Source organism: Hoeflea sp. 108 (assembly GCF_000372965.1).
GTDB lineage: Bacteria > Pseudomonadota > Alphaproteobacteria > Rhizobiales > Rhizobiaceae > Aminobacter.
The window spans coordinates 1,294,674-1,307,347 of the sequence record NZ_KB890024.1 but is presented as its reverse complement, the minus strand read 5'-3'; the positions used below and the strand labels follow the sequence as shown (position 1 = coordinate 1,307,347).

Sequence of the window (12,674 nt, the reverse complement as noted above, 5' to 3'; positions counted from 1 at the left end):
CGATGCTCGAGCTTCTCGTCATCCTGATCTGCGGCAGCGTCCTCGTCAGCGGCGTGCTGGCCGTCTGGCTCGAAAACCTGATGGCGGCGATGGTCAGCGCCGGGCTGGCGAGCCTGTTCGCCGCCGTCTCCTATGTGCTTCTCGCCGCCCCCGATGTCGCAATGGCCGAGGCAGCAATCGGTTCGGGCCTGTCGACCCTCATCTTCCTCTACGCAATCCGCCGTACCGGCGGCGGGAGGGAGTGACCATGGAGTTGATCGGCAGCATCCTTGTGCTTGCAGGCGCCTTTTTCCTGTTCTCCGCCGGGCTCGGCCTGCTGCGGATGCCCGATACCTTCACCCGCATCCAGGCCGGCACCAAGGCCTCGACGCTGGGTAACATCCTCGTTCTCGCCGGGCTCGGCTTCCATCATCCGGACTGGGCGTTCAAGCTTCTGGTCGTCGCCTATTTCGTGCTGATGACCAACCCGCTCTCGTCGCATGCGCTGTCGCGAGCCGCGCACGCCATCCGCACGCCGATGGCGCCGTCGACCATGGTCGACGCGCTGCGCGAGGAGGACGACCGGCAAGGCAACGGAAACGCACCATGAAGACGATCTTCTCCCTACTTGCCGTACTGCTGTTTAGCGCAGTCTTCGGCGGCATCGTCGGCGGCTATGCGGAACGCGAGAGCGTATCCGCGCTCGCGGAACAGTATCTAACCATGGTGCCGCGCGACCTCGGCGCGCCCAATGTGGTGACCGGCATCCTGATCACCTATCGCGGCTTCGACACGCTCGGCGAAGTGGCAGTGCTGTTCATGGTCGCGGCCGGCGTCGGCGTGCTGCTCGGCGGCAAGGATAGCGCGACGGCGGCTGATCCCGGGATGGAGCCACGTCGTCCGAGCGAACTGGTCGGCAATGGCGCGGAAATCAACCTGCCGCTGATCTTCCTGTTCGGCGCCTATGTCATCAAGAACGGCCACCTCTCTGCCGGCGGTGGCTTCCAAGGTGGGGCGGTGGTTGCCTCCGGGACCATGCTTTTGATGCTCGCCTTGCCGGCAACCAAGCTCAACCACGGCTTTCTCGGCGTGACGGAATCGCTGGCCGGTGTCGTCTATGTCGGCATCGGCATCCTCGGGCTGATCTTCGCCGCCGGCTTCCTCGACAGCCACATCCTGCCACTGGGCGAGTTCGGCACGCTTGTCAGCGCCGGCGCCATCCCGATCATCTCGGCGCTGCTGGGCGTCAAGGTCGGCGCCGAACTCAGCGTCATCATCGACCGTTTTCGAAACTGAACGGGGACGATCATGGGCCTGCCTGTCTCCACGCTTCTCATGACCACCGGCTTCCTGCTGGTGCTGATCGGCATGTGGGGCATCCTGCGCCACCGCAACATCCTGCGCATCATCATCGGCTTCGGCCTGGTCGACACCGGACTGCACATCGTCATGGTGGCGACCGGCTACATTACCGCCGGCACGGCGCCGATCATCGACGCAGGCCTAGGGATCGAGCAGGCGACCACGCGGGCAGTTGACCCTGTGCCCTCGGCGCTGGTGGTCACCGCGATCGTTATCGGCTTCTCGGTCACCGCCATCATGCTGGCCTTCGCCATCCGCATCCATGATGCCAGGAAAACGCTGTCCATCGACGCGCTGACGGAGTCCAAATGGTAGAGGCGCTGTTCCAGCCGCTGAACATCTTCCTGCTCGGCCTCGGAGGCGGTTTCCTCATCCCCCTGCTCTACCGTATCGCCAAGCCGCTGCCGGCGCTGGCCTTCATTGCCGCCCTCTGCGGCATCGCCGCGATCTCTGGCATCAATTTCTGGGCGCTGCGCAACGGCCAGCCGGCCATCGAGGTCTATACGGCCGGCGCCACGCCACCCATCTCGATCAATCTGCGCTTTGGGGTTTGGGAAGGCTTCTTCACCTTCTGCGTCAACGTCGCAGCACTGTTCGGCGCCTGGCAGCTATGGCCGCGGCTCCGCGACAGCTACGCGGCACTGCTGCTCTACCTGATCCTCGTCATGGGCATCAACGGCATGGTGATGACCCGCGACCTGTTCAACCTGTTCGTCTTCCTCGAGATCGTCTCGATCGCGACCTATGGATTGCTCGGTCTCGAGCGCAACCCGGCAACGCTGGCGGCAAGCTTCAAATACATCATGGCGACGGTGCTTGCCTCGTCATTCCTGCTGCTCGGATCGGTGCTGCTCTACCATGTTACCGGAACGCTCAACATCGACGAGTTGATCGCACGGCGCGAGTTCATCGCCGGGCCTATCGGCACCACGGCGCTGGTCTTCGTCCTCGCCTGCCTGATTCTCGAACTGAAGCCGTTTCCGGCCAATGGCTGGGGGCTCGACGTCTATGAGACAGCGCCTGCAGGCATCGCCGCGCTGGTATCGGTCGGTGTGTCGGCGGGCGTGTTCTTTGCACTGCTCAAGCTCCTGCCTCTGTTCGAAAGCCACCTCTCGCTTATAGCGGTGGCGGGTGGGGCAACCTTCCTGTTCTCCAATCTCGCCGGGCTCAAGCAAACCAACGTGCAGCGCATGCTCGGCTACTCCTCAATCGCCCAGATGGGGCTGATGATGCTGGCGCTGGCATTGCTGCAGAAGCAGGGCGCAGCAGCCTCCATGCCGCTGGTCATCGGCGGCTTGTTCGCCAATCACCTCTTCGCCAAGGCCGGATTGTTCTGGCTGGCCGGTGCGGTACAACGCCAGGAGGTCGCCGATTGGTCGGCGATTGCGGGGCGGCCGCTCGTGCTGCTCGTCTTCGCGCTTCTGCTTGTCGCCATTGCCGGCCTGCCGCCCTTCCCCGGTTTCTGGGCCAAGTGGGAGCTGATCATGCAGCTTTCCGGGTCCCAGCTCTATGTCTGGATCGCCCTGATCCTGCTCGGCTCGCTGCTGGAGGCGGCCTACATGTTCGGCTGGTTCAAGCAGGCGACGCGAGCCATGCCCGAAGACCTGCCTTTATCCATCACGACGCGAGGCCTGCTGCCGGCCGCAGGCAGTGCAGTGTTGCTTGCTGTCGGCAGCTATCATGGGGCGCAACTGTCAGGTGCTGCCTCGCTCTGGCTGTTTGCGCCGCTCATCGTCGGCATCGTCTTCTATGCGCTCGACTGGCTGCCGGGGCGCGTCAAATGCGGCCTGATGATGCTGGCCGTGCTCGGCGTCGGCAACTGGCAGATATCCGGCACAACAGGCATATCCGGGCTCTTCGCCACCGTGCTTTTGGCCGGCGGTCTGGTGGTGGCGTCGGCGGCACTCTACCGGCGGGATTCCCGCCCCGGCTACTATCCGCTGATGGCGGTCCTGCTGCTTTCGATTGCCACGATGATGCGCGCGCAGACGAGCCTCGAGTTCTTCTTCGCCTGGGAACTTATCACGTTGTCGTCCTACTTCATGATCGCGCAGGGCAGGCACGCCCATCCGCATGCCCTGCCCTTCCTGCTGTTCTCGCTGACTTCAGCCTTCTGCCTGCTCGCCGGCTTTGCGCTCGCCGATGCGGCCAACGGCACCTCGCTGCTGCAGGCATTCAGGACGGGCGGGACGGATGCTGCGTCCGCCTTTGCACTGCTGGCGCTCGGCTTCCTCATCAAGGCTGGTGCGATCGGCTTCCATGTCTGGCTGCCCGGCTCCTATGCCGAGGCCGACGACGACCTCTCGGCCATGCTGTCATCGGTGGTGAGCAAGGTCGCCATCTTCGGCCTGTTCATGGTCACCTATCTTGCCATCCGCTCGCAGGCAGGACTGGACCTTGCCCATATCATGGGCTGGATCGGCATGCTGACGACGGTGATAGGGGCTGGCCTCGCCTTCAGGCAGGACGACGTCAAGCGGCTGCTCGCCTATTCGAGCATGAGCCAGCTTGGCTACATCATCACGGCAATCGCGCTGATGAGCCATCTCGGCTGGGTCACCGCGCTTTATCTCGTCGCCAACCACCTGATGGTGAAGGGTATCCTGTTCCTCGCTGTCGCAGGCGTGATCCTGCGTTGCGGCACACGGCAGCTCGACAAACTCGGCGGCCTCGCTCGCCGCATGCCCGTGACCTTTGTCGTTGCGAGTATCGCCCTCGTGTCGATGTCCGGCCTGCCGCCGCTCGCCGGCTTCGGCGGCAAATGGCTTTTGCTCAGCGCCATGGTCGACAAGGGATGGTACGGGCTCGCAGCAGCAGGCGTCCTGGCAACGCTCATCGGCCTGCTCTACATGTTCCGCCTCGCCCATACACTGTTCTTCGCCGCACCGCAGGCGGCGACCATCAACGCCCGCGAAGCTCCGGCACAGTTGCTCCTGCCGCAGGTCGTGCTTGTCGCGGCAATCCTCGTGCTGTCCTTCATGCCCAAGCTGTTCATGGATCCGGTGTCGGCGGCAATCGACCCGTATTTCGCCTCGACGCTGGTGTGGCAAGGCATGTCGCTAGAGACGATCTACGGCTACTGGAACCCGGTTCCCGTCATGGCCACCTCGATTGCCGGCGCCGGCGTGCTGTTCCTGATCGCCTGGACGGCCTACCGCCTGGATCGCGGCCGCAAAGCCGCCAAGGGCATCGCCGAATTCTATCGCTATTACATCCGCCTGCCGTTGCCATGGTCCAGACCGTTGGCAACGACATTCTGGAGCGGCGTTGCACAGTTGGGCTCGGGATCGGCCGAAACAGTCCGTAGGGTCTACACCGGCAACGGCCAGACCTACGTGCTCTATGTGCTGTTCTACGTGCTGTTTCTGAGAGCGGCAGTCTCTTAGCCCGTCCACAAGGTACACGGTAGCCGCCCCTCGCGCCATCTCCGGCAAGCCTGCAGGCAAAAGCTCGCTATCGAATCGTCTGATGTTTCGCATCCTGACGATTGGCGACCGCGACGATCCAGGCGCGCAGTGCTGCGCCATGCGGTTTCTGCAGTGCGGATCGATCCCATGCCAGGAAATACGGATCGGGAAGGCGCAGCGGCACGTCGAACGGCACCACGAGGCGGCCGGAGGCTATGTCGTCGCCAGCCATGGACATCTGCGCCAGCACGAAGCCGCGGCCATTGATGGCCGCATCAATGGCAGCGCTCGACAGCGAAAACGCCATTTCGCCCGACGTCCGCCGGTAACTGATGCCCAGGCTTGCCGCCCATTCGGCCCAGGTGGGCGGCGAACGATGGTCGCTGGCCCATTCGATGCCAAGCAGCGGGCATTCGAGGATATCGGCCGGTCGCCGCAAGGGCCGGCGCTCCAGCAAGGTTGGCGAACAGGCCGGGACGACCCAGTCGGTGAACAGCGCGGCGTAGTGGTCGTATTCACGCATCTTGGCGCCGTAGGAGACGCGGAAATCGACCTGGTCTTCGCCGAACCTGACTTCGGGTTCGGCGCCGATCAGCCGCACGGTGGCGCCAACATTATGGGCCTGCCAGTCGAACAGTTGCGGCGCGAGCCATTTGCTTGCAAGCGAAGGCAGACAGGACACGGTCAGAGCACTTTCCGAACGGGCTCGATCGAGCATGTTGCCGGCTTCGCGAATGCGATCGAAGCCGTCCGAGATCGCTGCATGATACCGGCGCCCCAGCGAAGTCATCGTCACTGTGCGGCCGCGCCGTTCAAGTAGCGAGGCACCGAGTTCGTCTTCGGCCTTACGGATTTGCTGACTGACGGCGCCCGGCGACACGCCGAGTTCGTCGGCCGCGGCGGTCACGCTGCCAAGCCGCCCGAAGGCTTCGAACGCCTGGATGGCGCGCATGGGTGGCGAGTTTTTCACGTTCATCTGGTCCGGCGGATTCTTGTTTTAGTTTTTCTAAAATAGAACACAGCTGCAAGCCCTTTTTGCGTACCGGCACCTTCGCTAGCGTCCTCCCATCAAAACGAGGTCTCGACGGAGGAAGCGGCCATGTTTCTCAGGAATTGCTGGTACGTGGCAGCGTGGGACCATGAGGTCGGCCATGGCGAGCTGAAGCCGACAAAAGTTCTGGGCGAGGACATCGTCCTGTACCGCAAGACCGACGGCGTGGTCGCTGCCCTCGAAGACGCCTGCCCGCACCGCAAGCTGCCGCTGTCGATGGGCCGCATCAAAGGCGACAATGTCGAATGCGGCTACCACGGCCTGACCTTCGACTGCACCGGCACCTGCACCCGTGTTCCCGGTGCCGAGAAGATCCCGCATGTCGCCCAGGTGCGCAGCTACCCGATATCAGAGCGCTACGGCCTGCTCTGGGTGTGGATGGGCGATGCAACCCAAGCCGACCCGGCCAAGATCTTCGAAGTCGATCACTGGGGCGATCCGGCCTGGGGCGTGAACCGCGGCGAGTCAATGACGCTCGACTGCAACTACCTTTACATGACCGACAACCTGCTCGATCCCTCGCATGTCGCATGGGTGCACCAGTCGTCATTCGGCAATGCGGCGGCCGAGGAAGCGCCGCTTGAAACCACCGTCGGCGAGGATGGCGTCACCGTCTGGCGCTGGATGATCAATGTCGAGCCAGCGCCCTTTTACGCGCCTTACCTGAAATTCCCGGGCAATTGCGACCGCAAGCAGCACTACGAAGTCCGCTACCCGAGCAATGCCATCATCAAGGCGATCTTCCTGCCGGCCGGCACAGGTGGCGAGGGCAAGCCCTACCATGAAGACGTCTTCCTCATGGACAGCTACAATTTCATGACCCCGGTCGATGAGAACCAGACCAAATATTACTGGTTCCAGATGCGCAATTTCGCGCCCGACGACGCCGAGATTTCACGCCAGTTCGCCACGTCGGTACGCGGCGCCTTCGACGAGGACCGAGTCGTCCTCAATGCAGTGCACAAGGGCATGGCCAACAAGCGCACCCCCAATCTCGACCTCAAGATCGATGTCGGCCCGCTGCGCTTCCGCCGCAACCTGGCCAAGCTGATCGCCGCCGAGGACCAGCAATTGCAGGCGGCCGAATGAACGCTTTCGCCGCCCCCGTCAGTGCGCACCGGAGCAGTTTCCGCGAGCTCAAGGTGATTGCCAAAGTGCGCGAGAGCGCCGTCATCACCTCGTTCCACCTTGAGCCGGTGGAGCCAGGGGGATGGCGTGCATTCGAGCCCGGACAGTTTCTGGTTTTCCGCATGCCGGTACCTGAGGGCAAGGAATTCGTGTTCCGGAACTACAGCGTCTCCTGCTCGCCCGAGCGCAGGGACGGCTATCGCATCACGGTCAAGCGAGAGGCAGCACCGGTCGCCGGCGTGCCGAACGGCCTAAGCTCCTGCTACCTGCATGACCAGATCGAGGTCGGCGACGTGCTTGTCGCCGAGGGGCCGCGCGGCGACTTCGTGCTCGACAGCGCCAGCCAGCGCCCGGTGGTGCTGCTCAGCGGCGGCGTCGGGCTGACCCCGCTGGTCTCGATGCTGCACGCGCTGGCGACAACCGACCGCCGGACCTTCTTCATCCACGCCTGCGACAATGGCGAGGTGCATGCCCTGCGCGACGAGGTCGAGGCGCTGGCAACCTCCCGTCCCGGCATGATCGCCCATTTCTGCTACCGCTTCCCGACAGATGCGGACAAGGCCGGCGGCCGCCACCACAGCGAAGGCGTCATCACCCGCGACCTGCTGCAACGCCTGCTGCCACTCGACGACTACGACTTCTACCTGTGCGGCCCCTCGCCCTTCATGCAGGCCGTGCACGGCTTGTTGCGCGGGCTGGGTGTCCCAAAGCAGCGCATCGCCTACGAGTTCTTTGGCCCCGCGACCCTTCTCGAGCCTGCAGCCGAGAAGCCGGTGCCGCCGCTAAAGCAAGCCTTGCCGACAGATGCTGCCGAAGGTGCGACCATTGTCGAGTTCCGCAGATCAGGCGTGACGGTCGCGTGGGACGCCAACGCGGAATCGCTGCTGGCCTTCGCCGAAGACCAGGGGCTGGCGCCTGAATTCAGCTGTCGGGCCGGCATTTGCGGCACCTGCAAGTCGCATCTCGTCGCCGGCGAGGTCGCCTATTTCGAGGAGCCGCTCGACGAACTCGCTTCAGGCGAGGTGCTGTTGTGCTGCTCCCGGCCGAAAGGGTCGGTCGTCTTGGACTTATGACGGCGGCGCGCCGCAACAGGTACGAACTCCAGGCAGAACCCAGAGAACGGAAACATTGGCGTGGACAACTCGGTCAAGACCGCTTCGAGCAACGGACTGGCATTCAATCCTGATGTCGCCGCCCTGCCGCCCTACAATGCCGGCATGAACGTCGCCATCGCCCGCTCGATTTCGGGCCGCAACGACATTGCCCGTCTCGCCAGCAACGAAAACCCTGATGGCTGCTCGCCTGCCGTATTGGCGGCACTTGCCTCGCCCGACCTGGAGCCTTGGCGTTATGCCGACCCGGCCTGCACCACCCTGCGTGGTACACTCGGCCTCAAGCTTGGCGTCGACGCAGACAGGATCGTCATCGGCAACGGATCGGAGGAGATGATCGCCGCAATCTCGCGCGCCATACTGGTGGCAGGCGCCTCGGTGCTCACAGTGGTGCCGAGCTTCGGCCTACATGAGATCGAACCGCTGGCGCAGGGCGCGACCGTCGCCAAGGTGGCAATGACGGAAGACCTGGGCTTCGACCTTACCGCCCTCGAACAGGTGATCTCTCAAGGCCCCCGCGTGGTCTTCCTGTCGTCACCGTGGAACCCGGTCGGGCCGGCGCTCGACAGGCCGGCGCTGGAGCGCTTGATCGCGGCAGTCAGGCCGGGAACGCTGCTGGTCCTCGACGAGGCCTACTTCGAGTTTGCCGATGCGTCCTGCCCGAATGGGCTGGAGGTTCTGCGCCAGAGCAACATTCCCCATATCGTGCTGCGCACCTTCTCCAAGGCCTATGGGCTTGCTGGCCTGCGCGTCGGCTATGCCATCTGCTCCGATGCCGATCTCGCCCGCGTGGTTGCCGCCGCCAAGACGCCGTTCAACGTCAATGCCGCGGCACAGGCAGCCGCGATCGCGGCGCTCGGCGACGAGGCATGGATGCAGGCTTCGGTGGCGCGGCTGCGCGGCGAGCGCGAGCGTGTTGCGGCAAGCCTCGATGCCCTTGGATTCAAGGTCGCGTCCTCCCAGACAAACTTCCTGTTCTTCGACTGCCGCGGCGACAGCGCCACGCTCGCGGCTGCCCTTCTCCAGGAAGGGATCATCGTCAAGGCATGGCGGGAAAGGGGTTACGAGCGATACCTGCGCGTGACGATCGGCACAGCGGAAGACAACGACCGCTTGCTCCGGGCGCTGGAAAAGGCTGCGCGCCGATGACCAGCGCCACGGCCAGAGCGGAAAGACGGGAACAGACGGCGGTGCCTGCGGCGCTTGTCCTTGCAATGCGCAGCGCCATCGGCGCGCAGCATGTGCGCACAGGCGTGGCGGCCGCAATCGACCCCGGCACCCATCCCGACAATCTCGCCGCCGGCATCGTCGCATCACCTGCCTCTACCGAAGAGGTGTCGGCCATCGTCCGCCTGTGCCGCAGTCACGGCGTGCCGCTTGTGCCCCAGGGTGGCCGCACCGGCCTCGTCGGCGGAAGCGTCTCGCAGCCCGGCGAAGTGGTGCTGTCGCTCGACAGGATGAACCGTATTGAACGGCTCGACCCGGTCGAACGCACGGCCGTCGTGCAAGCCGGTGTCACCCTCGAAACCTTGCAGGCTGCGGCCCTGGAGCATAGGCTCGAACCCGGCATCGACCTTGCCGCGCGCGGCAGCGCCACCATCGGCGGCATGGTGTCGACCAATGCCGGCGGCGTCATGGCCTTCCGCAACGGCGTCATGCGCCACAGGGTACTCGGCCTTGAAGCGGTATTGGCCGACGGCACGATCTATTCGGACCTGACGCGCGTGGTGAAGAACTCCGCCGGCTACGACCTCAAGCACCTGTTCATCGGGGCGGAGGGGACGCTGGGCATCGTCACCAGGGTGGTGATGAAGCTCGAGCCTGTGCCGCTGGCGACGGCCACGGCCCTTTTCGGCCTGCCCTCGGTCACTGCAGCACTTGACCTCATCCGCCTGGCGCTCGACGGTGAGGCAGGCCAGTTGCGCGCCGCCGAGGCACTGTGGCAGCCCTACATCCAGCTGACCGCATCCGCCCAAGACTGGTCGGAGCCGGGTTTCGATCTCGACCTGCCCGTCTATTTGCTGATGTCGCTGGGCGGAGCACGGGAGGGCGAGTTGCGCGAAGAGTTCGAGCGGCTCTTCGCCGAGATCATGGAGCGCTTCGACGAAGCCACCGGCATCGTCGCCAGCTCGCAACGCCAGGAAGAAGCGTTGTGGCGGCTGCGCGAGGACACCGACGTGCTTTATCGCACGCACAAGACCGCCCCTTCCTACGACGTGTCGGTGCCCCTGTCCGAAATCGACCGTTATGTCGCAAGGATCGCCTCCGGCCTCGCAGCAGTCGAAGCCGGTCTCAATCCTTACCTCTTCGGGCATCTGGCCGACGGCAACCTGCACATCGTACTCAATCGCGCCGGCCCCCTGCCCGAGGCGATGTCGGCTGCCGTCGAACAGGTGCTTTACACCGGTCTCACCGAGATTGGCGGGTCGTTCTCCGCCGAGCATGGTGTCGGGTCCAAGCGCATCCATGCGCTCGCCGCCACAGCCGACCCCACCAAGCTGAACCTGATGATGCGCGTCAAGGACACGCTCGACAGCCACGTGCTGATGAACCCGGGAAAGGTGCTGCCACTTGCTTCACTACCTGCCAACGAGCACGGAGGCCAAGCCCATGCGTGACGTGCCCTCGCAGCGATCCTACTCGGTCGATTTCACCGAGCTACGCCAGCGGTTCCGCAATGCCGCCCAGCGCGCCGGTGCCGAACTCACTGAATATGTGCATCCGCTGCATGGCCCGGCCGGCGAAGTGCTTGCCACCGACGTAGCCCTGATCGGCCGCCGCAACGCCTCCAAGCTGATGGTGATGATCTCGGGCACCCATGGCGTCGAGGGGCAGTTCGGCTCGGCCTGTCAGGCGGCATGGCTGGAGGAAAACGCGCCGTGGCGACTGCCCGAGGACACGGCGATCCTGGCCATCCACCTTATCAACCCATGGGGCACGGCCTGGTCGCGCCGGGTCAACGAGGACAATGTCGACCTCAATCGCAACTTCATCGACTGGCAGGCATCTGCTCCAAAGAACGAGAAATACGCCGAATTGCATGAGGCGTTCGCCTGCCACGAATGGGAGGGGGCGGACCGCGACAAGGCCGATGCAGCGCTTGCCGCGGCAAAGCAGCAGCTCGGTGGCCATGCCGGGCTCGCCCCCATCGTCGAGGCCGGCCAGTACCAGTTCCCGGACGGGCTGTTCTATGGCGGCGACGGCCCGGTCTGGTCGAACCGCACGCTCAAAGACATCCTCGACACCTTCGCTGCCGAAGCGCACCAGGTCGTGGTCTTCGACCTGCACACCGGTGCTGGTCCCTATGGCTATCCGGCCCTGCTGTCGGTTGCGGAAATCGAACATGACGGGCTCGCCTGGGGCAAGCAGGTGTTTGGTCCCGCCTTGTCCGTCGTGTTGACCGGCCAGGATGCCACCACCGATACCGGCATTGCGGCTACCGCCACAGGCTATGTCTCGGCCGCCATGCGCAAGGCCATGCCGCATGCGCGGGTACTGCCGCTGGTGATCGAATGCGGCACGCTCGACGGTCCCGCCGTCATGGACGCCGTCCAGGCCGACAACTGGCTGCATCTCCACGGCAAGATCGACTCGCCGCTCGGCCAGCGCATCAAGGCGACATTGCGCTCCGCCTTCATTCCGGAAGACCCGGACTGGCAATGGAATTGCCTCGCCAGCAGCCTGCGCTATTTCGACCGCGCCTTTGCCGACCTGCGGGCAGTGGATGCCTCGTCCGGCGGCAAGCCCGGGCCAGGTCCGAAAGTTACGGCCACGACCATCGTGCAGCCGCATCCAGTGGCAGCCATGCTGCGCCAGACGCCCGCGGTCGAGGTGGTCGAGCTGCACAAGAGCTTCGGCCAGCTCGAAGTGCTGAGCGGCGTCAGCCTGCAGGCAAGTGCTGGCGAAGTGGTGTCGATGATCGGCTCGTCCGGGTCGGGCAAGAGCACCTTCCTGCGCTGCATCAACCTGCTCGAGCAACCCAATGGCGGGCGCATCATCGTCGACGGCGAAGAGATTCGGATGAAGAAGACGTCCGACGGGCGCACCCATCCAGCCGACATGCGCCAGGTCGAACGCATCCGCGCCCGCGTCGGCATGGTGTTCCAGAACTTCAACTTGTGGCCTCACCTGACGGTGCTCGAAAACATCATTGAGGCGCCGGTGCATGTGCTGAACGAGCGTCGCGACGAGGCGGTCGACCGCGCCCACGCGCTGCTCAAGAAGGTCGGCCTGTCCGAAAAGCACGACCAATATCCTGGCCAGCTCTCCGGCGGCCAGCAGCAGCGCGCAGCAATTGCCCGCACGCTCGCGATGCGACCCAAGGTGATCCTGCTCGATGAGCCGACCTCGGCGCTCGACCCAGAACTCGTCGGCGAGGTGCTGCGCGTCATTCGCCAGCTCGCCGAGGAAGGCAACACCATGATCCTCGTGACGCACGAGATGCAGTTCGCGCGCGAGGTGTCGCACAAAATCCTCTTTCTCCACCGCGGCAAGGTCGAGGAAGAGGGAGCGCCGGCGGAGCTGTTCGCCAATCCGCGCTCGGAACGCCTGCGCCAATTCCTGGCGAGGACGCTCTGACCGCTGGCGCAACCACGGAGCAACCGGGCGCCAAGCCCGATGCAAAACCAAAAACGT

Annotated in this window: 11 protein-coding genes; 10 read left to right on the top strand and 1 reads right to left on the bottom strand. The window is 64.4% G+C overall.

Annotated features, from left to right (window positions below):
- The first annotated feature begins 2 nt into the window (after nucleotides 1–2).
- Genes B015_RS0106445 through B015_RS0106425 form a run of 5 tightly spaced genes read left to right on the top strand, consistent with a single transcriptional unit; the run spans nucleotide 3 to nucleotide 4,727 of the window.
- Nucleotides 3–245 (top strand): hydrogenase subunit MbhD domain-containing protein, encoded by a 243-nt coding sequence (locus tag B015_RS0106445; RefSeq protein ID WP_018426852.1) that lies wholly within the window; start codon nucleotides 3–5, stop codon nucleotides 243–245.
- Between the two features lie 2 nt (nucleotides 246–247).
- Nucleotides 248–589 carry a monovalent cation/H(+) antiporter subunit G gene (gene mnhG, locus B015_RS0106440; RefSeq protein WP_018426851.1) on the top strand — a complete coding sequence of 114 codons (342 nt, stop codon included), beginning with the start codon at nucleotides 248–250 and terminating at the stop codon, nucleotides 587–589.
- Nucleotides 586–1,275: a hydrogen gas-evolving membrane-bound hydrogenase subunit E gene (gene mbhE, locus B015_RS0106435; protein ID WP_018426850.1), complete on the top strand. Its 690-nt coding sequence runs from the start codon at nucleotides 586–588 to the stop codon at nucleotides 1,273–1,275. Before mnhG ends, mbhE begins: the two co-directional genes overlap by 4 nt.
- Before the next feature lie 12 nt (nucleotides 1,276–1,287).
- A complete protein-coding gene (locus tag B015_RS0106430) occupies nucleotides 1,288–1,656 on the top strand; it encodes a sodium:proton antiporter (protein ID WP_018426849.1) in 369 nt (122 codons plus the stop codon).
- Nucleotides 1,650–4,727: a proton-conducting transporter membrane subunit gene (locus B015_RS0106425; protein ID WP_018426848.1), complete on the top strand. Its 3,078-nt coding sequence runs from the start codon at nucleotides 1,650–1,652 to the stop codon at nucleotides 4,725–4,727. The genes B015_RS0106430 and B015_RS0106425 overlap by 7 nt, the downstream gene beginning before the upstream one ends.
- 67 nt (nucleotides 4,728–4,794) lie before the next feature.
- Here the strand turns inward: B015_RS0106425 and B015_RS0106420 are convergent, their stop codons facing one another.
- On the bottom strand, nucleotides 4,795–5,724 hold the full coding sequence (locus B015_RS0106420; RefSeq protein WP_018426847.1) for a LysR substrate-binding domain-containing protein: 930 nt from the start codon (nucleotides 5,722–5,724) through the stop codon (nucleotides 4,795–4,797).
- A gap of 123 nt (nucleotides 5,725–5,847) precedes the next feature.
- On the opposite strand from B015_RS0106420, the gene B015_RS0106415 reads away from it, so the two are divergent.
- From B015_RS0106415 to B015_RS34055, 5 genes are read left to right on the top strand one after another with little or no spacing between them, the layout of a single operon-like run.
- Nucleotides 5,848–6,888 carry an aromatic ring-hydroxylating dioxygenase subunit alpha gene (locus B015_RS0106415; protein WP_026226962.1) on the top strand — a complete coding sequence of 347 codons (1,041 nt, stop codon included), beginning with the start codon at nucleotides 5,848–5,850 and terminating at the stop codon, nucleotides 6,886–6,888.
- Nucleotides 6,885–8,000, top strand: a complete 1,116-nt coding sequence (locus tag B015_RS0106410) for a 2Fe-2S iron-sulfur cluster-binding protein (protein ID WP_018426845.1) — start codon at nucleotides 6,885–6,887, stop codon at nucleotides 7,998–8,000. Before B015_RS0106415 ends, B015_RS0106410 begins: the two co-directional genes overlap by 4 nt.
- A 60-nt stretch (nucleotides 8,001–8,060) precedes the next feature.
- Nucleotides 8,061–9,188, top strand: coding sequence for a histidinol-phosphate transaminase (hisC, locus tag B015_RS0106405; RefSeq protein WP_018426844.1), 1,128 nt, complete (start codon nucleotides 8,061–8,063; stop codon nucleotides 9,186–9,188).
- The gene (locus B015_RS30540; protein ID WP_018426843.1) at nucleotides 9,185–10,657 is read left to right on the top strand and encodes an FAD-binding oxidoreductase; all 1,473 of its coding nucleotides are present in this window, start codon (nucleotides 9,185–9,187) and stop codon (nucleotides 10,655–10,657) included. Before hisC ends, B015_RS30540 begins: the two co-directional genes overlap by 4 nt.
- The gene (locus B015_RS34055) at nucleotides 10,650–12,617 is read left to right on the top strand and encodes a DUF2817 domain-containing protein (protein ID WP_018426842.1); all 1,968 of its coding nucleotides are present in this window, start codon (nucleotides 10,650–10,652) and stop codon (nucleotides 12,615–12,617) included. Before B015_RS30540 ends, B015_RS34055 begins: the two co-directional genes overlap by 8 nt.
- Nucleotides 12,618–12,674: the final 57 nt, after the last annotated feature.